The organism is Paenibacillus mucilaginosus 3016 (assembly GCF_000250655.1).
In the GTDB taxonomy this organism is placed as follows: domain Bacteria; phylum Bacillota; class Bacilli; order Paenibacillales; family NBRC-103111; genus Paenibacillus_G; species Paenibacillus_G mucilaginosus.
On the sequence record NC_016935.1, the window covers coordinates 3,522,653 to 3,545,974 of the forward strand.

Annotated in this window: 19 protein-coding genes; 13 read left to right on the forward strand and 6 right to left on the reverse strand. The window is 59.6% G+C overall.

Translation table 11 applies throughout. The annotated features are described in order from the left end of the window. Window positions 1-2: 2 nt before the first annotated feature. The 5 genes from PM3016_RS15325 (at window position 3) to gyrA (ending at window position 7,424) form a co-directional block, all read left to right on the forward strand. On the forward strand, window positions 3-827 hold the full coding sequence (locus tag PM3016_RS15325; protein ID WP_013916567.1) for a GDSL-type esterase/lipase family protein: 825 nt from the start codon (window positions 3-5) through the stop codon (window positions 825-827). Window positions 828-843: 16 nt separating this feature from the next. Next, complete coding sequence (locus PM3016_RS15330) at window positions 844-1,854, forward strand: ABC transporter ATP-binding protein (protein ID WP_014370072.1); 1,011 nt, start codon at window positions 844-846, stop codon at window positions 1,852-1,854. After that, window positions 1,847-2,839 carry an ABC transporter permease gene (locus PM3016_RS15335; protein ID WP_014370073.1) on the forward strand — a complete coding sequence of 331 codons (993 nt, stop codon included), beginning with the start codon at window positions 1,847-1,849 and terminating at the stop codon, window positions 2,837-2,839. Before PM3016_RS15330 ends, PM3016_RS15335 begins: the two co-directional genes overlap by 8 nt. A gap of 161 nt (window positions 2,840-3,000) precedes the next feature. Next, a complete protein-coding gene (gene parE / locus PM3016_RS15340; RefSeq protein ID WP_013916570.1) occupies window positions 3,001-4,974 on the forward strand; it encodes a DNA topoisomerase IV subunit B in 1,974 nt (657 codons plus the stop codon). 14 nt (window positions 4,975-4,988) lie between these two features. Continuing rightward, on the forward strand, window positions 4,989-7,424 hold the full coding sequence (gyrA, locus tag PM3016_RS15345) for a DNA gyrase subunit A (RefSeq protein WP_014370074.1): 2,436 nt from the start codon (window positions 4,989-4,991) through the stop codon (window positions 7,422-7,424). 28 nt (window positions 7,425-7,452) lie between these two features. Here the strand turns inward: gyrA and PM3016_RS38675 are convergent, their stop codons facing one another. After that, window positions 7,453-7,620 carry a hypothetical protein gene (locus tag PM3016_RS38675; protein ID WP_013916572.1) on the reverse strand — a complete coding sequence of 56 codons (168 nt, stop codon included), beginning with the start codon at window positions 7,618-7,620 and terminating at the stop codon, window positions 7,453-7,455. 214 nt (window positions 7,621-7,834) lie between these two features. Here PM3016_RS38675 and PM3016_RS15350 point away from each other — a divergent pair, with 214 nt between their 5' ends. Both PM3016_RS15350 and PM3016_RS40770 read left to right on the forward strand, forming a co-directional pair. Continuing rightward, window positions 7,835-8,248: a MarR family winged helix-turn-helix transcriptional regulator gene (locus PM3016_RS15350; protein WP_014370075.1), complete on the forward strand. Its 414-nt coding sequence runs from the start codon at window positions 7,835-7,837 to the stop codon at window positions 8,246-8,248. A gap of 147 nt (window positions 8,249-8,395) precedes the next feature. After that, window positions 8,396-8,479, forward strand: coding sequence for a putative holin-like toxin (locus PM3016_RS40770; protein WP_016362586.1), 84 nt, complete (start codon window positions 8,396-8,398; stop codon window positions 8,477-8,479). 525 nt (window positions 8,480-9,004) lie between these two features. Here the strand turns inward: PM3016_RS40770 and PM3016_RS15355 are convergent. After that, entirely contained in the window at window positions 9,005-9,709 is a 705-nt protein-coding gene (locus PM3016_RS15355; RefSeq protein ID WP_013916574.1) for an RluA family pseudouridine synthase, read from the reverse strand. A gap of 2 nt (window positions 9,710-9,711) precedes the next feature. Further along, entirely contained in the window at window positions 9,712-10,575 is an 864-nt protein-coding gene (locus PM3016_RS15360) for a class I SAM-dependent methyltransferase (protein WP_013916575.1), read from the reverse strand. 327 nt (window positions 10,576-10,902) lie between these two features. Between PM3016_RS15360 and thrC the strand changes: the two genes are divergently transcribed. Further along, window positions 10,903-12,297 carry a threonine synthase gene (gene thrC, locus PM3016_RS15365; protein WP_013916576.1) on the forward strand — a complete coding sequence of 465 codons (1,395 nt, stop codon included), beginning with the start codon at window positions 10,903-10,905 and terminating at the stop codon, window positions 12,295-12,297. 160 nt (window positions 12,298-12,457) lie between these two features. On the opposite strand, the gene PM3016_RS15370 is transcribed toward thrC, so the two are convergent. Then, complete coding sequence (locus PM3016_RS15370) at window positions 12,458-13,639, reverse strand: peptidylprolyl isomerase (protein WP_013916577.1); 1,182 nt, start codon at window positions 13,637-13,639, stop codon at window positions 12,458-12,460. 296 nt (window positions 13,640-13,935) lie between these two features. On the opposite strand from PM3016_RS15370, the gene glgB reads away from it, so the two are divergent. The 5 genes from glgB to PM3016_RS15395 all read left to right on the forward strand — a co-directional run bounded on the left by glgB (window position 13,936) and on the right by PM3016_RS15395 (window position 21,740). Next, the gene (gene glgB / locus PM3016_RS15375) at window positions 13,936-15,888 is read left to right on the forward strand and encodes a 1,4-alpha-glucan branching protein GlgB (protein ID WP_014370076.1); all 1,953 of its coding nucleotides are present in this window, start codon (window positions 13,936-13,938) and stop codon (window positions 15,886-15,888) included. Further along, a complete protein-coding gene (locus tag PM3016_RS15380; protein ID WP_013916580.1) occupies window positions 15,881-17,050 on the forward strand; it encodes a glucose-1-phosphate adenylyltransferase in 1,170 nt (389 codons plus the stop codon). The genes glgB and PM3016_RS15380 overlap by 8 nt, the downstream gene beginning before the upstream one ends. Window positions 17,051-17,065: 15 nt before the next feature. Further along, on the forward strand, window positions 17,066-18,169 hold the full coding sequence (gene glgD / locus PM3016_RS15385; protein WP_013916581.1) for a glucose-1-phosphate adenylyltransferase subunit GlgD: 1,104 nt from the start codon (window positions 17,066-17,068) through the stop codon (window positions 18,167-18,169). Between the two features lie 335 nt (window positions 18,170-18,504). Further along, a complete protein-coding gene (glgA, locus tag PM3016_RS15390; RefSeq protein ID WP_014370077.1) occupies window positions 18,505-19,932 on the forward strand; it encodes a glycogen synthase GlgA in 1,428 nt (475 codons plus the stop codon). A gap of 164 nt (window positions 19,933-20,096) precedes the next feature. Then, window positions 20,097-21,740, forward strand: coding sequence for a GAF domain-containing sensor histidine kinase (locus tag PM3016_RS15395; protein WP_014650823.1), 1,644 nt, complete (start codon window positions 20,097-20,099; stop codon window positions 21,738-21,740). 23 nt (window positions 21,741-21,763) lie between these two features. Here the strand turns inward: PM3016_RS15395 and PM3016_RS15400 are convergent, their stop codons facing one another. Further along, a complete protein-coding gene (locus PM3016_RS15400) occupies window positions 21,764-22,018 on the reverse strand; it encodes a hypothetical protein (RefSeq protein WP_236628693.1) in 255 nt (84 codons plus the stop codon). A gap of 331 nt (window positions 22,019-22,349) precedes the next feature. Then, window positions 22,350-23,108 (reverse strand): ZIP family metal transporter, encoded by a 759-nt coding sequence (locus tag PM3016_RS15405; RefSeq protein ID WP_013916586.1) that lies wholly within the window; start codon window positions 23,106-23,108, stop codon window positions 22,350-22,352. Between the last annotated feature and the right edge of the window lie 214 nt (window positions 23,109-23,322).

Genomic DNA, 23,322 nt, shown 5'->3' on the forward strand with positions numbered 1-23,322 from the left:
CGATGTTCTCGACCAAATGGCTGTGGCGGACGGCCGGATCGGCCGCGCTGCTGTCCACGTTGCTGTGCGCCTTCGGCTTCGGATACGCCGTGAACCAGATCCTGTATCCGGAGCCCGCACCGGCGGCCCTTCCCGGTGAAGCGGCTCCCCAGCCGGCGGTGAAGAAGGAGGAGGCCTGGGAAGTGAAGAACCAGATCCGCATCGTGGCGATCGGCGATTCCCTGACGGCCGGCACGGGCGATCTGGCGGGCAAAGGGTATGTCGGCCATGTGAAGGAGAAGCTGGAGCAGAAGCTAGGCAAGCCGGTTTTCGTGTATAACAATTTTGCCATACCCGGATTCCGAACGTATGATCTCCTGAAGGATTGGGATGCGAAGCAGGATATCACCAAGTCGCTCGGGGAGGCGGATCTGGTGCTCATGACGATCGGCGGCAACGACCTGTTCGAGGGAGGGACGGGCATCTTCGGCGAGACCGGCGAAGGCTTCAATCCGCAGGCGGCCGCGGACCGGATTCCGGAGGCCGCGAAGCGGCTCGGGCAGATTATGGAGCGCACCTCCAAGGCGGCGCCGAATGCGCGGATCCTCTATGTCGGGCTGTATCATCCGTTCCTCGACCTCGATCCCGAGAAAGCCGGCGCACCGGTCGTGCAGCGCTGGAATGCGGCGGCGTTCGAGGCGGCTTCCCGCTATCCGAACATTACCGTCGTGCCGACGTACGACCTGTTCGAGCTGAACCTGAACAAGTATCTCTACACGGATCACTTCCATCCGAACGCGGCGGGCTATGAGCGCATCGCCGGGCGGATTGTCGACATTCTGGGATAGATGGGGGAGCGTAAGCATGGCACTGAGGACAGGAGCGGCGGAGAACAAAGGCTCCACCAGACGGGGAAGGGACGCGGAGATCGTTCTCTCCGTGAAGAACGTGAAGAAACGGATCGGCAAGCGGCTGATCATCAAAGGGATTTCCTTCGATGTGCGCGCCGGCGAGATTTTCGGGTTCCTTGGGCCGAACGGCTCAGGCAAAACGACGACAATCCGGATGCTCGTCGACCTGATCAAACCGACGGAGGGCTCGATCGAGATCTGCGGCTATGACGTGAACCGGGAGCATAACGAAGCGCTGCAGTATGTGGGCTGCATCGTCGAGAATCCCGAGCTCTACCCGTATTTGACGGGCTGGGAGAACCTGGAGCATTTTGCCCGAATGCTTCCCGGGGTGGACGAGGCGCGGATCCGCAGGGTCGCGGAGATCGTGGGCATGGACCACCGGATTCACGATACGGTCAAGACCTACTCTCTCGGCATGCGGCAGCGGCTTGGGATCGCCCAGGCGCTGCTGAACGATCCGAAGCTGCTTATCCTGGACGAGCCTACGAACGGGCTCGATCCCCAGGGGATCAAGGAGCTGCGCGAGTTCATCCGCTCCCTCGCCGAGCAGGGGCTCAGCCTGTTCATCTCGAGCCATCTGCTCAGCGAGATCCAGCAGATGTGCGACCGCGTGGCGATCATCACGCACGGCGAGGTGATTACCGTAGGCGAGGTATCGGCGCTGGTCGACGAAAGCGTGACCACCGCCGTGTGGAGCGCGGTGCCGGCGGAGCGTGCGGTGCAGGTGCTTGGAGGGCTGCCGGGCGTCAGCATCCTCTCAGGCGGGCCTGAGGGGGCTGCCGCGGCTGCGGACCCGGCGCAGGAGGTGCCGAAGATCGTTACGCAGCTGCCGCCGGAGAGCATTCCGGAGATCACGCGGCGGCTGGTCGATGCGGGCGTGGCGCTCTACGGGATCGAGATCAAGCATCCGACCCTGGAGGATTTATTCCTGAAGCTGACGGAGGGTGAGCGCATTGGTTAGCCTGTATCCCCTGATCAAGAACGAGTGCATCAAGATCATCAAGAAAAAAAGGCTGCTGGTCGTGCTGCTCATCCTGGCCGCACTGATTCCGATGTTCACGTATGCCCAGCTGAAAGTCGCCCAAAATAACCTCAAGCAGTTCGGCACCACCGACTGGCGGGTGGAGCAGCGGCAGAAGATCCGCGACTACACCCAGAGCCTCAGCTCGGGCCGTGTTCCCGAGGAGTGGAAGCAGTGGAGGCGCGTAGAGGTCAAGCTGGCGCAGTACTACTTGGATAAAGATGTGAATCCCGCCGAGCCGAACGGGGTAACCTTTACAAGAGAGTTCGTCAAGAACGCGGTCGGCCTGTTCATTCCGCTGATGGTGATGGTCATCGCCGCGGACATGGTGTCCGGCGAGCATACGGGCGGCACGATCAAGCTGCTGCTGACCCGGCCCGTGCAGCGCTGGAAGATTCTGCTCAGCAAGCTGCTGGCGCTGGTCCTGTTCACCTCGTTTGTCGTGATCGCGACAGGCGCGCTCTGCTATCTCATCTCGGGGGTTGTCTTCGGCTACGGCGGGTGGGATATGCCGATCTTCTTCGGCTTCCAGGTCGTCGGCACGGAGGTCGACTTCTCGTTCGTCCGCCCGGTGGAGCAGTGGCTGTATCTCATCATGGAATTCGGGCTCGTCTGGTACTCCGCCCTCGTGGTCGCCCTGATGACGCTCATGGTGTCGGTGCTGGTGAGGAGCACGGCGGCCGGCATGGGGATCATGCTGGCTGTGCTGATCTCGGGCACCATCCTGACGAACATGGTCTCCTCCTGGGAGACGGCGAGGTACCTCTTCATGGTGAATCTCAACCTGACGATGTACCTGAGCGGGGCGCTGCCCCCCATCAAAGGCATGACACTCCCGTTCTCCCTGGGGGTCCTGACGGTATGGGGACTGCTGTCCGTGATCGTCTCGTTCGCGGTATTCACGAAAAAAGATGTGTTGAACTAATTCGCCTTAGTGTTATAATGCTTGGTAGCAATTCTCAAGCGGCTGCTTGTCCGCACACCTGTTCCCATGGTACAGTTTAGGGGACCGGGCACATCAGCCGCAGGGCCGCGGCGGGTGGCCGGACAGAAGGCGGATTGACAACAGGTTGGTAGGAGGCTGCAATGACGGATCAACTCGATTTGAAAGGAAATGGGGCAGGATCGCCGGCCGATTACGGCGCCGACGATATCCAGGTGCTCGAAGGCCTCGTGGCGGTGCGCAAACGGCCGGGCATGTATATCGGCTCGACGAGCACGTCAGGTCTGCACCATCTCGTTTGGGAAATCGTGGACAATGCCGTGGACGAGCATCTCGCCAAGCATTGTTCGCAGATCGACGTCACGATCCATAAGGATCAGTCGGTCACCGTGCAGGATAACGGGCGGGGCATCCCGACCGGCATGCACAAAACAGGCATTCCGACACCCCAGGTGGTGTTTACGATACTTCACGCCGGCGGCAAATTCGGCGGCGGGGGATACAAGAAGTCCGGCGGTCTTCACGGCGTCGGCGCATCCGTAACGAACGCGCTCTCGGAATGGCTCGAGGTCGAGATCTTCCGCGACGGCAAGATCCACCGGCAGCGCTTCGAATACTGGGTGGATGACAAGGGGAACGAGCATGTCGGGGAACCGGCAACGGGCCTTGAAGTCATCGGCAATACCCGCAAGACGGGGACGAAGGTTACGTTCAAGCCCGACAAGCGCGTCTTCCAGGGCGGAACGGCGATGAACTACGATACGCTGTATGAACGCTTACAAGAGATCGCGTTCCTGAACTCGGGGCTGAAGGTCACGCTGACGGACCTGCGCGCCGACAAGGAAGAGACGTTCCAGTACGAAGGCGGCGCCGCGCAGTTCGTCCAGTTCCTCAACGAGGAAAAGGCAGTGCTGCACGACGTCATCCACTTCACGGCGGAGAAGGACGATATCGAGGTCGAGGTGGCCCTCCAGTATAACGACGGGTATACGGAGACGCTCGCCTCTTTCGTCAACTCGATCCCGACGCGCGGCGGCGGCACGCACGAAACCGGCTTCAAGACGGCCTACACCCGGGTGATGAATGAATACGCCCGGAAGACCGGCATGCTCAAGGAGAAAGAGAAGAACCTCGACGGCCAGGACCTGCGTGAAGGCATGATGGCGGTCATCAACATCAAGATGGGCGAAGTGGAGTTTGTCGGCCAGACGAAGGACCAGCTCGGCAGCGCCTCGGCGCGCAGCGCGGTGGATTCCGTCGTCTCCGACAAGATGTCCGTGTTCCTGGAGGAGAATCCGCAGGTCGCCCAGATGGTCATGAAGAAGGCGATCCAGTCGGCGAAGGCGCGCGAAGCGGCCCGCAAGGCGCGCGAAGAAGTGCGCAGCGGCAAGAAGGGCAAGAGCGAGAGCTCGAACCTCGGCGGCAAGCTGACGCCGGCCCAGTCGAAGGATTACACCCGCAACGAGCTCTTCATCGTAGAGGGCGACTCGGCGGGCGGTTCCGCCAAACAGGGGCGCGATTCGCGCCACCAGGCGATTCTGCCGCTGAAGGGCAAGCCGATGAATCCCGAGAAAGCCAAGCTGCTCGATATCATGAAGAACGAGGAATATAAGGCGATTATCGCAGCGATCGGCGCAGGCGTCGGCCCGGAATTCGATGTCACGGAGAGCAATTATGCCAAAATCATTATCATGACCGATGCCGATACCGACGGCGCCCATATCCAGGTGCTGCTGCTTACGTTCTTCTACCGTTACATGAAGCCGCTGATCGACGCGGGCAAGGTCTACATCGCGCAGCCGCCGCTGTTTAAGGTGACGAAGAAAGCGGGTAAGAACAGCGCAGTGCGTTACGCCTGGACCGACGAGCAGCTGGCGAAGCTGACGAAGGAGCTCGGCAAGAACCTGGAGCTGCAGCGCTACAAGGGACTCGGCGAGATGAACCCGGACCAGCTGTGGGAAACCACGATGGATCCGGCTACGCGGACCCTTCTGCAGGTGCAGATTGAAGACGCGGCGAAGGCCGAGCGCCGGGTATCCACGCTCATGGGCGACAAGGTTGATCCCCGCAAGCGGTGGATCATCGAGAACGTGGACTTTACGGAATTTGAAGAATAAACGGGGGGCCTCTCGTGAGCATACTCGAAAATTTCCTGCCGGCCTTTCTCGAAGAGGTTGTAGGCGACCGGTTCGGCCGGTATTCCAAATATATCATTCAAGACCGGGCGATCCCGGATGTGCGTGACGGGCTGAAGCCCGTGCAGCGGCGGATCCTGTACGCCATGTACGATGCGGGCAATACGCCCGACAAGCCATACCGCAAGTCCGCCAAGACGGTCGGGGACGTCATGGGCAACTACCATCCGCACGGCGACTCCTCGATCTACGAGGGCATGGTGCGGATGGCCCAGCCCTGGAAGATGGGCCACGTGCTCATTGACGGGCACGGGAACTGGGGCTCGATGGACGACGACCCGGCAGCGGCGATGCGTTATACGGAAGCGCGCCTGTCCGAGATCGCCCTGGAGCTGCTGCGCGACATCGAGAAGCGCACCGTTCTGTTCAAGGACAACTTCGACAATACGACGAAGGAGCCGGTGGTGCTGCCTTCCCGGTACCCGAACCTGCTCGTCAACGGGGTCAGCGGGATCTCATCCGGCTTCGCGACGGAGATTCCGACGCATAACCTGCGAGAGGTCGTCGATGCCTGTATCGCGCTGATCGACAAGCCGGATTCGACGCTCGAGGAACTGATGACGATTGTCAAAGGGCCTGACTTCCCGACCGGCGGCATCATCATGGGTTCCGAGGGCATCCGCGAGGCGTACCGCACAGGGCGCGGCCGGATCTATCACCGGGCCCGGACGAGCATTGAAGACCAGCGGGGCGGCCGGCAGACGATCGTGATTACCGAGATTCCTTACCAGGTCGTGAAGAGCCGTCTCGTTACGGCGATGGAGAACATCCGCCTCGAGAAGAAGATCGAGGGGATCTCCGAAGTCCGTGACGAGAGCGGCCGCGAAGGCCTGCGGATCGTCGTCGAGCTCAAGAAAGACGCGGATGCCCAGAGCATCCTGGCTTACCTGCTGAAGAAGACCGATCTGCAGGTGGCTTACAGCTTCAACATGGTCGCGATCGTCAACAAGACGCCGAAGCAGCTCGGCCTCATCGAGATGCTGCAGGCTTATATCGAGCACCAGAAGGAAGTCGTCACCCACCGTTCGCGTTATGAGCTCGAGAAGGCGGAGGACCGCGCCCACGTGCTCGAAGGTCTTGTGAAGGCGCTCAATATTCTCGACGAAGTGATTGCGGCCATCCGCTCGTCCAAGAACCGGCAGGATGCGCAGAACAACCTCGTGGAGAAGTTCGCCTTCACCGAGCGTCAGGCCGATGCGATCCTGACCCTCCAGCTCTATCGCCTCACGAATCTCGAGATTCACTCGCTCGAGAAGGAACTGAAGGAAGTGCAGAAGCTCATCGATATGCTGCGCGGCATTCTCGGCAGCGAGAAGAAGCTGCTCGCAGTAATCAAAAAGGAAATGAGCGAGATCCGCGACAAGTACGCGATTGCTCGGCGCTCCGATATTCAGGACGAGGTGGAAGAGCTGAAGGTCAACCTGCAGGCGATCGTGACGGCCGAAGATGTCTTCGTTACCGTTTCCAACGATGGCTATGTCAAAAGGACGGGCAAGCTGAGCTTCATCCGCTCCGGCGGGGAGATCGACAAGACCGGACTCAAGGAAGGCGATTATCTGCGCCATCTGTTCGATGTCAATACGCTGGAGAACCTGCTGATCTTCACCCAGAAGGGCCAGTACTTCCTGCTGCCTGTCCATGCGATTCCGGAGTACAAGTGGAAGGAGAACGGGACGGCCATCGTCAACGTGATTCCGCTGCCGAAGGATGACCGGATCGTGCACGTCATGGCGCTGAAGGACTTCGAGCAGCCGGGCAAGTCGCTGCTGTTCGTCACGCGCAAGGGCCAGGTCAAGAGGACCGAGCTGAAGGATTACGCAACGACCCGGTCGACCGGTATCGTGGCGGTCAAGATCGGCGAGGGCGACGCCCTGCTGGATGTGCTGATGAGCACCGGAGGTCTCGACCTGCTGCTCGTATCGAAGCAGGGGCAGGCGATCCGGTTCAAGGAAGACGAAGTGAACCCGATGGGCCGAGCGGCGGCCGGTGTGCGCGGCATGCAGCTCAAAGAGGATGACGAGCTGGTAGCCGCCCGCTGGATCGACGGGGACGAAGGCGAAGTGGTTGTGATTACCGATCTCGGGTATGCGAAGCGTTCGCTTGTGGCGGATTATGCGCTTCAGGGCCGCGGAGGCAAAGGCGTATTCACCTTTGAATTCAAGGAAGGCAAGAGGGTGAAGCCGAACGGCAGCGTGCTGCGCAGTGCTTACGTGGTGAAGGAACCGTTCGACCTGACCGCCGTGCTGAGCACGGGTGAGCGTGTGACCTTCTCGACCGAACAGGCGCCGATCGAGGACCGCAAGTCGATAGGCAAAGCGATCCTGCCGCTGAATAAGGGCGAGACCGTGCTCGATGTTTTGAGACTGCAGTAACGCTGCAGTCTTTTTTTCTTTGGTTTTCTCAATCGTACGAGCTGTAATTCGGCTCCACTTTGTCCATGAGCTCCAGCAGCATCTGAAGCACAACCCAGGCGGGGAGAGGCTCATCCAGCCGTTCGAGCCAGCTTGGATCATCGATCACTCCTTTGTGAAGCGCTCTCTCCCCGATTTGCTTTTTCCACGTTTCCATGTTGATCACTCCTTGTCTTACAGGTTCTGACAAGCTGCGCGAATAGGCGTCTATCCCATGTGCAGTATATGTTGAAGAGGGTAGAATGGTAACCGATTCCCTCGGTTTATGTCCTAAAGTATTTAGGGGATTAACCTTTCCAAGGCAGGGTGACAATGCTATAATTAGGCAGGTAAGCGTTACGAGAATTGGTGCTTCGGGAGTGATATGAATCGTGGTAACTAGCGAATTTGCCAAGCTGTGGTGGAAACTCTCCAAAGATCTTCGCAGCCATATGGAAACGCAACTGGCCCCAACACTCACGGAGGGACAACTAACCGTACTGGAACTGCTGGTGATTAATGAACCTCAGAAGATGAAGCCTTCGGATTTTATCGATTTTCTGACGACGACACCGGCGGCCATCACCACGCTGCTCGACCGGATGGAGAAGGGCGGCCTGATCGCCCGAGAACGGGACGAACGGGACCGGCGGATTGTCTGGGTGCTTCTGACGGACAAGGGACGCACGGAATGCGAACGCGGCGTTGCGGTCCGCGAACAGTTCCTGCAGTCTTATCTGGGGCGGATCTCCTCTCACAATCAGCAGCTTCTCGTGTATTTGCTGGGGAAAGTAGCGAATGCGTAAACGCTATCAAGGTCAAAATACGAAAATATGTTCTCATTTATGTTCGCATATGGTATAATGTGGAGACAATAGGGTGCGGCACTCAAGGGCGGCCCGGCTCACACTCGCTTTCCCTGATGGCAGCCTCTGCCGGAAGGAGGTGATGCCATGGAAGTGAAGGATGCGGTATCCTTGATGTTCATGTTCGGCATGTTCATCCTGGCCCTGCTGTCCTATTTGAAAAAAAAGTAGACCTCCCTTGAGCCTTGTCAGCCGAGAGGTCTACTTCTGGTTATAGCCTTATGTCGACCGCCCTTGAGGGCAATCTATTGTGAAGCCGGACTGCAGATGCGGGAACATCTGCGGTCTTTTTTGCATTCAGCGTACGAACATCATAACATATTTTGCCTGATCTTGAAAAGAAAAAATGACGAACAGGGCCCCGGCTGATGCCCTGAGGAGAAGGCGGAAAGCCCGGTAACGCCGGGGGTCCGGCGGGTTGGGAACCAGTAGAAGCCTCTGAAAAATGCGAACATAGAGAAGTCACGCCAGCACCCAAATGACGACCAACAGGCCGTATCCACTACGCAGAGAGGAGGCTTCCGGCAAGGCGGGCGCAGGATTCGCACTACTTTATCGCGTGTTCACCCCACCGAATGAGGGAAGAGGATCGTTTCGATCAGGATCGATCACAACAAACAACCCCGGCGCTCTGAGCTTACCGCTCAGGCGTCCGGGGTTGGGAGTGTCAAGCACTGCCATCTCCGGTGAGGAGGCCTACAGCCCGTACGATGCTTCCTCCCACAGCAGCCAAGGGAACGACTTCGGCGGCCGGGAGGTGAACTTCAGCGCCTCCTTGGTCACCGGATGGGAGAACTCTAGGATGCTGGACCACAGGGCGATCTGCTGGCCCGGCTGGGCCAGGGTGCCGCCGTAGCGCTGATCCCCGACGAGGGGGCAGCCGGTAGTGGCAAACTGCACGCGGATCTGGTGCGGGCGCCCGGTGTGCAGCTCCACCTGCACGAGCGACAGGCCGTCCTGGCTGCCCAGCACCCGGTAGTCGAGCACCGCCTCCTTCGCGCCGGCCTTGGAGGCCGGAACGGCGGACACCATGTTCGTCCGCTCGTTCTTCAGCAGGTGATGCCGGAGGGTGCCCTGCGGCTGCTTCGGCCGGCCGTGTAGTACGGCGGAGTACACCTTGCGGATCGTGCGCGTGCGCACCGCGTCGGAGAGGCGGGATGCCGCCTTCGACGTCTTGGCGAACACCATCACGCCGCCTACGGGCCGGTCCAGCCGGTGGACGAGGCCAAGGTATACGTTGCCAGGCTTGCCGTGCCGGTGCTTCAGGTCGGCCTTGATCAGCGTGAGCAGATCGGGGTCGCGGGAGTCATCCTCCTGCGTCGGCACATTGGGCGGCTTCACGACCACGATGACATGGTTGTCCTCATACAGGACAGGGATGACGGGGGAGGAGCCGGCCATGCCTACGCCTCCCAGCGGCCGAGAATGCCGCACGGCAGGTGCAGTCCGGAAGCGGTGATCGGCAGTCCGATCTCGCCGCAGGTGATGTCTCCGCCGAACTTCGAGCCGAGGGAGAGCGCCAGGATGTTCTTGAGCACGGAGGCCGAGAGGCCGGTCGTGTAAGAGTTGATCAGGAAGAAGAGCGGCTGATCGGACAGGATGCTCATGCAGGACTCCACGAACGGGTACAGGTCCGTCTCCAGCTTCCAGGTCTCGCCGTTCGGTCCGCGCCCGTAGGACGGAGGGTCCATAATGATCGCATCATACTTGCTGCCGCGGCGCTGCTCGCGCTGGACGAACTTGAACACATCGTCGGTGATGAAGCGCACCGGACGGTCGCCGAGGCCCGACAGCTGCAGGTTCTCCTTGGCCCACTGTACCACGCCCTTGGACGCGTCGACGTGGCAGACGTTCGCGCCGGCCGAGGCGCAGGCCACGGAGGCTCCGCCCGTGTAGGCGAAGAGGTTCAGCACGCGGATCGGCCGGCCCGCCGAAGCGATCTTCTCGCGCATCCAGCTCCAGTTGACGGCTTGCTCTGGGAACAGCCCCGTATGCTTGAAGCTCGTCGGCTTGATGTGGAACTGCAGGCCGTTATACGAGATCGTCCAGCGCTCGGGCAGCTCCTTCTTGTATTCCCAGCTGCCGCCGCCGCTCGAGCTGCGGTGGTAATGCGCGTCGGCCTTTTTCCAAGGGGCCGTTTCTTTGACCAGAGGCCAGATAATCTGCGGATCCGGGCGCCGCAGAACAATGCTGCCCCAGCGTTCGAGCTTTTCCCCGCCGCCGGTATCAATGAGTTCGTAATCTTTCCAATCCTGTGCTGCAAACATGGGCTGTGACCATCCTTTTTGTCGTCATTTCGCATCGCGCACCCAATGGGGCGGCATTCTTACACATTTTACACGATTCACGCACCGGATGCCATAAGGGGGACCGGCCCGGCAGGACTGGTCTTGCGGAGTCGGAGCAGGGGGTTCCGGCGGAGAATGCGGGCAGGGGCTGAGGTTATCCGACGGACGGAGGTCCAAGGCATAGGATGGGATGTATGCGGTTGCAGGCCGTTTCTTTCAAGCTTTTGCCGAAACTTTTTACATAAACGCGTCGAAATGCCGCATCTTTTGGTATAATAGGTTCATTATGCGCATGAGGGGATGACTATGAACTTTATTAGCACTAGGGGCAAAACAGCAGGAATCGGATTTATCGATACGGTATTGATGGGTCTCGCCGATGACGGCGGCCTGCTCATTCCAAACGAAATTCCGCACATCTCGGCAGCCAGGCTGAAAGAAATGGAGAGCCTCAGCTACCAGGATCTGGCTTATGAGGTGTTCTCGTATTATACGAATAACGAAATTCCCGATGAAGATCTGAAGGATCTGATCCGGCAGAGCTATGCGACCTTCCGTGATCCGGAAGTGACGCCGGTGAAGAAACTCACGGACAATATGTACGTAATGGAGCTCTTCCACGGGCCTACCTTCGCGTTCAAGGACGTGGCCCTGCAGTTCCTAGGCAACCTGTACGCGTACGTGTCGAAGAAGCAGAACGAGATCATTCACATCCTGGGGGCTACTTCCGGTGATACCGGCGCTTCGGCCATCGAAGGCGTCCGGGGCAAGGAAGGCATCCGCATCTGCATTCTTCACCCGCATCAGAAGGTCAGCCGGGTGCAGGAGCTGCAAATGACGACCGTTGACGACGAGAACGTGCTGAACCTCTCGGTGGAAGGCACCTTCGACGACTGCCAGCGCATCATCAAGGATCTGTTCGCCGACGTGCCGTTCAAGACGAAATACCACCTGCGCGCGATCAACTCGATCAACTTTGTGCGCATCCTGGCCCAGACTGTGTACTACTTCTACGCTTACTTCCGCGTGCAGAAGGATAAGCCGGGCGCGAAGGTGAACTTCAGCGTGCCGACGGGCAACTTCGGCGACATCTTCGCGGGCTATCTCGCGAAGCGGATGGGCCTGCCGGTGAACAAGCTGATCCTCGCGACAAACGAGAACAACATCCTGGAGCGCTTCGTCCTCGAAGGCGTATACCGTCCGGGCGAGTTCAAGAGCACGCACAGCCCATCGATGGACATTCAGGTGGCGAGCAACTTCGAGCGGTACCTGTACTATCTGCTCGGGGAGAACCCGCAGCAGGCTGCCGCCTACATGGAAGGCTTCAAGACGGACGGCGTGATTACGATCGCTCCCGAGCTGCTCAGCCGGGTGCAGGCGGACTTTGCTGCCCACGGCGTGGGCGGCGAGGAGTGCCTGGCGACCATCGGCAGCTACTACCGCGAGCACGGGTACCTGCTGGATCCGCACACGGCGTGCGGTGTGGCGGCTTATGAGAAGTGCAGCCCGGCGGAGGAAGTGTGCGTAACCTTGTCAACGGCCCACCCGGCGAAGTTCAACGAGTCCATCGAGCTCGTGGGCATCGAGCAGACGTACCCGCAGCCGATCCAGGACCTGTTCGCGAAGCCGCAGCACCAGGAGATCGTCGATTCCTCGGTGGAGGAGATTGTCCGCCGCCTGGAGAGCTTCTATACGAAATAACTGCAGTATAACAAAGGGGCTGTCTCCCTGAATCCGTGAATACCGGATTCGGGGGACAGCCCCTTTGCTGTATCTGATGTGCTGGGGAAACACCGGAAAGGCGCCAGCTTACATGCCGATGCCCCGGTATTCCTTTCCGCTATGAAGCCTGCGGCGGAGGCTAGCCCTGCGCACCCTCTTCAGCGGCCTGTTCTTCCTCCTTCGGAAGCTCCAGCTTCTCCAGGATGCCCGGCAGCTCCTCCTCGAGGAATTTGCCATAGGCCGGGTTCAGCTGTTCACTCGCCAGCTCGTCCTTCACCTGCTCGAACGTGCCGGCCGTACGGGCTTCCACCCGCATGATATGATAGCCGTACTCGGTCTCGACCGGATCACTGATCTTGTTCAGCTCGAGCTCGGCAGCCGCTTTCTTGAAGGCTTCGACCCACGAGCCCACCGGCGCGTTCTCATACAGGCCGCCGGACTCCATGGAGCCTGGGTCATCGGTGTTCTCCTTCGCCAGCTTCGCAAAGTCCTCGCCGGCCCGCAGCTTCGCGGTCAGTTCGTCGGCCTTCTTCTTCGCTTCCTCTTTCGTCCGCGTCTTGCCGTCCTCATCGGTGAACCCGATCAGGATATGGCGCACGGACGCCGTTGTAAACGCATACGGATCGGCCTTCAGCTTCGCGTCATACTCGGCTTTCAGCGACTCATCCGTGATGCCGGCCTTCAGTGCGGCCTCCACGCTCTTCATCTCTTCGAAATACGCACGGACATCCTTCTCCTCCAGTCCTTTGGCGGCGAGCAGCGCGGAGAGCTCCTGGCCGCCGGACTGCGAGGAAACTTCCGCTTTGAACGAAGCGAGCTGCTCGTCGACCTTCGGCTGCAGCGCGGCGCGTTCGGCGTCGCTGATGCGGGCCGACAGCGTGCGGATCGCGATAATCCGCTTGGCGATATTCTCCTGATACTCCGGCTGGTCCTTATACGATTCGCTGCCCGGATTCAGCACGGCCTCCAGGTTCATGTAGCGGTCCAGCTCGCCATAGGTCAGCTGCCCGCCTTTGTATGCAGCGATGACCGCGCTGAAGTCCAGCTTCTTGCCGATCCAGATGCGGTTGTTGTCGCCGTCCCACTCGACCTTCTCGCCGAGCGCTTCGCTGATGAACCGCAGTGGAACGTAGGTTGTCCCGTTGTAAATAAAGCCCTGGCCCTGCTCGGCCGTCGGCTGCTTCTCCACGCCGTCGAAGAGGTATTTGATCTCGCGGAATACGACTTCGATCTGGGAGCTGCCCGCCGCATAGACGGCCGAGCCGGTCAGCATGGTTCCGAGCGTCAGCCCGAGAACCAGGCCTTTGAACTTGTCATTCATTATGAATTCATCCTCTCCATGGTCAGTCCTCTCACATATTCCACGGCTTCTTGAGAAATCCTTCTTTTGGAACCCGGAACCGGAGCGGACCTTGGAGACTTTTGTCGAGAAGTGAAACTTGACAGAAAGGGCAGCTTCTGCATCATCGTCCCGTACCCGGGAAAGCGCGTAAATTCAAGGAATTCATGAACATTTTGGAGAAAGCGGAAAGGAATTTATTCACTTGCGTAGTATTTGTGTAAGTAGAGTCAGAAACGATTACACTACCTAATCACTTGAGGGGGATGAATGTACCTATGTCGAGTCTAATCCCCGAACCGGAAGACTTGTATCTGTTCCATGAAGGGAACCTGTTCCGCAGCTACCGCATGCTGGGAGCGCACACCGGAACATGGAACGGAGCGGACGGCGTCCGCTTCACGGTATGGGCCCCGCACGCCCGGGAAGTCCGGGTGGTGGGCGATTTCAACAATTGGGACGGCTCAGCCCACGCCATGCACAGGATCAGCACCTGGGGCGTGTGGACGCTGTTCATTCCGGAAGTTAGTGAAGGGGAGTATTACAAGTACGAAATTCTGACATCGCAGGGAACACTGATCTACAAAGCGGATCCGTACGGATTCTGGGCGGAGCTCAAGCCCGGTACGGCATCCCGGATTTACAACCTGGACGGATTCGAATGGTCCGACGGGGCCTGGCAGGAGAAGAAGCGGACGACTCCGGTGTACAATGCACCCATGAACATCTATGAAGTGCACCTCGGCACCTGGAAGAAGCGGGAGGACGGCTCGTACTATACATACCGGGAACTTGCGGACGAGCTGGTCTCTTATGTGGCGGAGATGGGGTACACCCACATCGAGCTGATGCCGCTCGCCGAGCATCCGTACGACCGCTCCTGGGGCTACCAGGCCACGGGCTATTATTCGGTGACGAGCCGGTTCGGCACACCGAAAGATTTTATGTATTTTGTGGACTGCTGCCACGCGGCGGGCATCGGGGTCATCATGGACTGGGTGCCGGGCCACTTCGTCAAGGACGAGCACGGGCTGCGGCAGTTCGACGGGGAACCCTTGTACGAGTACCGCGACGAGGCCCGGGCGGAGAAGCCGGAATGGGGAACGCTTTCTTTTGACTTTACGAAGCCGGAAGTCGTGTCCTTCCTCATCTCCAGCGCCTTGTTCTGGTTCGACATGTATCACATTGACGGTCTGCGGGTCGATGCCGTCGCCTCGCTGCTCTATCTCAACTTCGGCAAGCCGCGCGAGCTGTGGGTGAAGAACGAGCATGGGGGAGACGAGAACACCGAAGCGATCGCCTTCCTCAAAAAACTGAATCATACCGTCTTCAGCGCCTATCCCGACGCGCTCATGATGGCCGAGGATTCCTCCGCCTGGCCGCTCGTTACGGCGCCGGTGCATGCCGGAGGGCTCGGTTTCAACTACAAATGGAATATGGGCTGGATGAATGATATGCTGAAATATATGGAGATGGATCCCTACTTCCGGGGAGGCAACCACCAGCTCCTGACCTTCTCGTTCATGTACACCCATGCCGAGAATTATGTGCTTCCGCTCTCGCACGACGAGGTCGTGCACGGCAAGCGCTCGCTGCTGAACAAGATGCCGGGGGATTACTGGCAGAAGTTCGCGAATCTGCGGGTGCTGTACGGGTACATGATGTCCCATCCGGGCAAGAAGCTGCTCTTCATGGGCGGCGAATTCGGCCAGTTCGATGAGTGGAAGGATCTCGAGGATCTCGACTGGGAGATGCTCGGCTATGAGAGCCACAACTCCATGCACCGCTATGTGAAGGATCTGAATCACCTGTACCTGGCCGAGCCCTCCCTCTGGGAGCTCGACCACAGTCCCGAAGGCTTCTCCTGGATCGATCCGAACGACCAGAAGCAGAGCGTAACCACGTTCATGCGGATTTCGAAAAAGCCGGAGGATACCCTCATCATCGTCAACAATTTTACGCCTGTGTATCACGAACGGTACCGGATCGGCGTTCCCTTCTCCGGGGAATACGTCGAACGCTTCAACAGCGATGCGGGGGAATACGGGGGAAGCGGCAAGCTGAACGCCGGCAGGCTCAAGACGGATGGCATCTCCTGGCATTACCAGCAGGACAGTCTGCATATTTCGCTGCCGCCGCTCTCGACCGTAATGTTCAAGCCGGTGAGGATCATGCCGCCGCCCGCCAAACCCGCCGCACCCAAACGAGGAAGGGGTAAAGCCGATGCGTAAAAAAGAATGCGTGGCCATGCTGCTTGCAGGTGGCGAAGGAAGACGACTCGGAGTGCTGACGAGCAAGCTGGCGAAGCCCGCCGTCCACTTCGGAGGAAAGTACCGGATCATCGATTTTACGCTGAGCAACTGCACGAACTCCGGCATCGACACGGTAGGCGTGCTGACGCAGTACCAGCCGCTGGTGCTCAATACATACATAGGGATCGGGGCCCCGTGGGACCTCGACCGCAAACACGGCGGCGTCACCGTACTTCCCCCTTACATGGAGCAGGGCGGAGGCGACTGGTACAAGGGGACCGCAAATGCGATTTACCGCAATATTTCATTCATCGAGCAGTACGACCCGGAATACGTGCTCGTCATCTCCGGCGACCATATCTACAAGATGGATTACGACCGGATGCTCGATTATCATAAGCAAAGAGGCGCGGACGCCACAATCGCCGTCATCGGTGTCAAGTGGGAGGAAGCGAGCCGCTTTGGCATCATGGCGACCGATGAGGAAGGACGCATCACGGAATTCGCCGAGAAGCCGAAGGAGCCGAAGAGCAACCTGGCCTCGATGGGCATTTATATTTTCTCCTGGAAGGCACTGAAGGAGCAGCTCATCAAGGACGAGGAGGACGAGGAATCCAGCAAGGACTTCGGCAAGGATCTCATCCCGCGCATGCTCCGCGAGAACCTCAATCTCGTCGCCTATCCGTTCGAGGGCTATTGGAAGGATGTCGGTACGATCCAGAGCCTCTGGGAAGCCAACATGGACCTGCTGGAGAAAGAGCCGGCGTTCAAGCTCAATGACCGCGAATGGCGCATCTACTCCGTCAACCCGCTGCAGCCGGGCCAGTATATCGCCGGTACCGCCCAGGTCCGCCGGTCCCTCGTCAATGAAGGCTGCTGCGTCTTCGGCGAGGTCGACCATTCGGTGCTCTTCTACGGTGTCCAGGTAGGCGAAGGCAGCCTGATCAAGGATTCGGTCATCATGCCGAACGTGACGATCGGCAGCAACGTGAAGATCTACAAAGCGATTATCGGCGAAGGCACGGTGGTCGAAGACGGCGCCGTCATCGGCACGCCGGAGGAAGAAGGCGGCGGGGACATCGTCCTCATCGGCAGCAACGAGCGGGTCGGCAAGACCGCCACCACAACCGGGAAAGGGTGAGCAGGCATGAAGCGAATGATGGGCGTTGTGAATCTGGTGAATGAGCCGGATGATCTGGAAGAATTGACCTACTCCCGTAATCTGGCTTCCGTACCATTCGGGTCCAGATACCGTTTGATCGATTTCACCCTGTCGAACATGGTGAATTCCGGCATCGAGAACGTAGCGGTATTCACCCAGCACAAGTACCGCTCCCTGATGGACCACCTCGGGTCCGGCAAGGAGTGGGACCTCGACCGCAAGCGCGGCGGCCTCTTCATCCTGCCGGCCGTACTGCACGATACGAGCGGCGTATCGCGCGGCGACCTGTACCAGTTCTACTCCCACCGGGACTACTTCTACCGCGGCCGCGAAGAGTATGTCATCATCACGCGCAGCCATATGGTCTGCAACATCGATTACAATGCCGTGCTCGATTATCATCTCGAGCGCAATGCGGATATCACGGTCGTCTACAAAAAAGCGGACGAGCAGGAATACGCGAAGTACCGCCGTCTGGCCGTGAAGGAGGACGGGCAGGTGACGGTGATCGAGGATCATTCGGGCCGGCTGCGGACCGACAACGTGTCCCTCGAGATGTATGTCATGAGCAAGGAGCTACTGCTCGATATGGTGGAATCCTGCCTGGCTCAAGGCTACGACCACCTGGTGCGTGACGGGATCATGAAGAACATCGACAAGCTCAGTGTGTACGGCTATCAGCACGACGGGCACACGGGCATCGTCAATACGATCCAGAGCTACTACAAGCACAGCATGCAGCTGCTCAACCCGAAGATCTGGCGGGAGCTGTTCTTCCAGCCCAAGAACCTGATCTATACGAAGGTCAAAGACGAACCGCCGGCCCGCTACACCGAGCATGCGCATGCGCGTAACTCCCTCATCGCCAACGGATGCATCATTGAGGGCAAGGTGGAGAATTCCATCCTGTTCCGCGGCGTCAAGATCCGCAAGGGGGCTTACGTCAAGAACTCCATCATCCTCCAGAACTGCGAGATCGAGGAGAACGTCATCATCGAGAACGCGATTCTCGACAAGGATGTGTTCATCTCGAGAGGGCGCGTCCTGACCGGGGACAAGCAGGCGCCTTTCATCGCCTCCAAAACCAAAGTCATCTGAAACATGCCGCGTTTGACGGTACTGCCGTCAAACCGGCTTTTGATGTACGCAGGAAGCCGTCCCGCCTCTTCATCTTCCGGATGTTTCCCTCATAGAGCATAGTGGAGTGCGGGCGGGAGTGGCTTTCCAGCGTTTCATTGTGCAGGGATTAGGGTAGTAGTGGTAGTGAAATTTGCGCCCTCCGGCGTCGCCTTCCAGCAGGCTCCCCTTTGGCCTGTCCGGGCTTGAAAACGGGTTTCAACCGCCGCGAAAGCGCAGCTGACGGCTCTTCTTGAAGGCCCGGGGCCCTGGCTTCAAACCGCGACACGGGGGGGCGCTCCCCAAGGAGGATGCTTATGAAAGTGTTATTTGCCGCATCGGAAGCCGTGCCTTTTATCAAAACGGGGGGGCTTGCCGACGTGATCGGGTCCCTGCCGAAGGAGCTGGCCAAGCAGGGGGTGGACGTGCGCGTCATCCTCCCGAAGTATGAAGGCATTCCCGAGAAGTATACGGCCGCTATGGAGCTTGTCACTTCCTTCCATCTCCAGATGGGGTGGAGACAGCTGTACTGCGGTATCTTCAAGCTCGTCCACGAGGGGATCGTATTCTACTTCGTTGACAACGAGTTCTACTTCCGGCGCCAGGGCTGCTACGGATACGGAGATGATGCCGAACGCTTCGCTTACTACTGCCGCGCGGTGCTCGACGCGCTGCCGCGTATCGATTTCATGCCGGATGTCATTCACTGTCATGATTGGCAGGCGGGGATGATCCCGGTGCTCTACCGGGCTCACTTCGAGTATCAGGAGCATTATGCCGGCATCAAGACGGTGATTACCATCCATAATCTGAAATACCAGGGCGTGTTCGGGCAGAACGAGTTCCGCGACTACTTCACCCTCGGCGACGAGCACTTCCACGGCAATGCGCTTGAGCTGCACGGGGGAGCGTCCTTCCTGAAGGGCGGGCTCCTGTACTCGGATTACATCACCACGGTTTCCCCTACATACGCGGAAGAAATTCAGACCCCATACTACGGAGAGAATCTGGATTCCCTGCTCCGCAGCCAGAGCCACCGGCTTCAGGGCATCCTGAACGGCATCGATTACGAGGAATTCGATCCGATGACCGATCCGAACCTCGAGATCAACTACCGGGACTCCATGCCGAAGAAGCTGCTCAACAAGAACAAGCTGCAGGCCTGGCTCGGCCTGCCGGTCGACAAGGATATTCCGCTGATCGCTCTTGTCACGCGGCTGGTCGACCAGAAGGGCCTGGCTCTGATCGAGCGTGTCATCCACGAGCTGCTCGCGCTTGACGCCCAGTTCGTCGTGGTCGGCACCGGCGAGCACCGCTACGAAAGCCTGTTCCGCTGGGCGGCCGACACGTATCCGGACAAGATGTCCGCACAGATCCTGTTCGACGAAGGGCTGGCGCGGCAGGTGTATGCGGGCTCGGACCTGTTCCTGATGCCCTCGCTCTTCGAGCCGTGCGGCATTGGCCAGCTCGTAGCAATGCGATACCGGTCCGTGCCGATCGTCCGCGAGACGGGCGGTCTGAAGGACACGGTGCTGTCGTACAACGACGAGACCGGAGAGGGGACGGGCTTCTCCTTCACGCACTACAATGCCCATGACATGCTGTACACGGTGGAGCGTGCGGTGAGCCTGTACCGCGACCCGGCCGTATGGTCCAACATCATGGCGAATATCAAGAAGAAGGATTTCTCTTGGGGCAAATCCGCCAAGCAGTATGCGGCCTTGTACGGGGCGCTTACCCGGTAACCTTTAGTTCATCCCGCATGATCCAGCTTCAGGATTTTCGCTCAAACCGGTATCCGGACGGATGCCGGTTTGCTGTGTTTGGCAAAATAAAGGAAAAAGCACCCGTCGCGTCGAATACTTACGATTACGAAACGTATCCTAGGGAGAGCGGGCGAACCAACCTCATGAAACCTACCATCATCTATTCCTCATGGGAGGACGAACAGCGCAGATTACAGGAACTGAGGGAACTCGATATCGTCGGGACGGGTCCGGAGCCCTCCTTCGACCGGATCACGAAGCTGGTCTCCCAGGTATTCGATGTGCCGGGGAGTCTGATCAGCCTGGTTACCGAAGACAAACAGTGGTTCAAGTCCTGTGTCGGGCTGCCCGAGGACCTCAAGGAGGCCCGGTCCACCGAACGGGAGCACTCCTTATGCCAATATGTCGTCGCGGCCAAAGAGGCGATCGTGGTGGAAGATACGCTGGCGGACCCCCGGTTCGCGGAGAATCCGCTGGTGCACAGCTACGGTCTCCGGTTCTATGCGGGTGCGCCGCTGGTGTCGTCGAAGGGGAACGTGCTCGGCACGCTCTGCGTCATGGATTCGAAGCCGCGCCGGTTCAGCGAACTCCAGGTCGGCCAGCTGTGCGATTTTGCGGCATGGGTGATGACGGAGATCGAGCTTCGCCGCGACCTGCGGGACAAGGAGGCGCTCACCCGGGAGCTGCTGAAGGAGAAGCAGACGATCGAGGCGCAGCGGGATCTCATCCGCAGCGCCTTCGACGAGCCCTTCGAGGGCAAGCTGCTGTGTGACAGCAGCGGGCGCATCCTGCTGCACAACAAGCGGCTGCTCGAATCGTTCCTCGTGAATCCCGAGCTGTACGGTAACGTACACGCTTTCGTCGACGGGCTGCTGCAGGCCGGTCAGGTGACCGGGAGCGCACTGCCGGAGAAGATCAAGGCCCTGCTCGAAGGCAGGGAATCTTCCTTCCTGGAGCGGTTCTCGAGCCAGATGCCAGGGGAGGAGCGGAAGGACTTCCAGGTGTCGGGTATTCTGGCAGAGGGGGAGCAGCCGGGCGAACGGCTCGTCTACCTCAGCATCCGCGAACGGACGGAAGAAGAGCGGATCGACCGGATGAAGAGCGAGTTCATCTCCGTGGTTTCCCACGAGCTGCGCACTCCGCTCACGAGCATTATGGGCTTCGTGGAGATTCTGCTCGACCGCCGGCCGACGGAAGAGAAGCGGATGCGTTATTTGGAGACGATCCACCGGGAGGCCGAACGGTTGACTCAGCTGCTGAACGACCTGCTCGACCTGCAGAAGATGGAATCGGGCAAGCAGCAGTATGTGTTCGAGGCGGTGAACCTGGGGCAGCTGGTGGAAGAGGTGGCCGATTCCTGGCGGGACCATCCGACGCACCGGCTGCTGCTGCACTGTCCGGAGAAGAGGGTGTATGCCCTGGCCGACAGCGACAGGATGAAGCAGGCGCTGCATAATCTCGTATCGAATGCCTTCAAGTACTCTCCGGGCAAGGAGCTTGTGCACTTGTCGCTGGAAGAGATCGACGGCATGGCGTGCATCCGGGTGAGGGACGAGGGGCTCGGCATCCCGCAGGAAGCCCGGGAGAAGCTGTTCTCGAAGTTCTACCGGGTGGACAATTCCGACCGCCGCAAGATCGGCGGAACGGGTCTCGGGCTGGCCATTGTCCGGGAGATCATGACGGCGCACGGAGGCACGGTGGAGTTCGAACCGGCCCCGGGCGGCGGAACGGTGTTTCTGCTGAGGCTGGAGGCCCTGCAGGGGATGGGCACAGTGGAATACCCGTAAGGAAGTCCATCCACGCGCCGGAGTCAATCTCCAGCGGCATAACGGGAGAGGGAATGCGGAGCTTCCAGTTCGTCGAAGTACATGGTTTCCCGGTTGAACGACCGGTTGAGCTGAAGGAAGACATGGAGCAGTTCGAACATTTCGGATTGGTTCATTTCCAGGGAGAGAGGCGCAGCCTCTCCGGCAGGGGAGGAAATTTCGAAGAGGAGTCTTTCGTTGGTCGGATTCATGGCAATCCGGAGCCGGCCCTGCATGAATTCACTTTCCCACATCGTCATATCTTGTTCACCTTTCGCTTCCTTCGCATGATGGGTCCCGAAGAGGGACGTGATTTCCATTGTATGTCCGCAGGGGCGGGAATATGCCATAGCCGGTTCTGTGATGCGGGCGACAGCGGGATACGGCTTAAGGGACAGCCATGGGAGTATAAGAAAAAACAAAGAAGACCGGATGACCGGTCTGTAAGGCGCATGCCCAAGGAGCATGCGCCTTTTTTGCGTTTTCACTCGGATGGACGGGGACGTAGCTTTGATCACAGTGCGGAAGGCCGGATTCGTGATACAATGCACGCAAAAGCCAGCCGCCGGCTTGCCAGGGCAGACCAGGGGCTTACGCCGCAAGCAGGCACAGCACACCGATGCAGGCGCCGGCGGCCCAGGCGGTCAGGCCCGCTGTCTGCGAGATCCGGGAGAGCACAGGCAGGGTGAACTCAACGACCACGACATACAGGATCGTGCCGCCCGCCATTCCCAGCATGAGCGACAGCCCGGCCGGCGGCAGGCTTCCCAGCGACCGGCCGGCCGCAGCGCCGAGCAGGGTGGGCAGCGAGATCCAGAAGATCAATCCCGCCAGCTTCAGCGGAGAGCGCCGCGCTGCGGCGAAGGGCAGGCCGAGCGCAATGCCCTCCGGCACGGAATGCAGCCCAAGGGCCCAGGAGATCGAACGGCTGAGCTCGGGTGCGCTGCCCATGGAGCCGCCCAGGGCGAATCCCGCCGGGAAGTTATGCAGGGCGAGCGCCAGGGCGAGGAGGCCGGACGAGTGAAGGAAGCTCTCCCGCCCTTGACCTCTGGCATGGGCGTAGCGGCCGTGCACCCAGCGGTCCAGCACCCGGGCGAGGAACCAGCCGGCCAGGATGCCGCCGGCGGTGGGCAGCCAGCCGCCCAGCCGGACGCTCTCCGGCAGGACATCCAGCACGAGCATGGCGAAGATCATGCCCGCGGACATGGCGATCAGGAGGGGGAACAGCCGGGCCTGCGTCCGGCCGAGCGCATAGGCAAGCAGGCCTCCCGCGGCCGTTCCGGCCAGGCAGATCCCCATACAGACGGCGCCGGCCGCCAGCGCGTGCGGGGACAAGAGGGACAGGGACATCGGGCAGCTTACCACCTTCCCGTCAGCATGCGTCCCGGCCCGCACAAGGGCATGGGACAGCCTATGTATATGCGGAGGAGGCTCCTGTCAGAAGCGCTGGTACATCCTAATGATTTTACCACAAGGCTTCTATCGACCCTGCCCATGTCCGTGTGATAGGTTTGTAGCTGTGAGGATGGATCCCGGCATGGTGTGTCCCATAAGCATATGACTC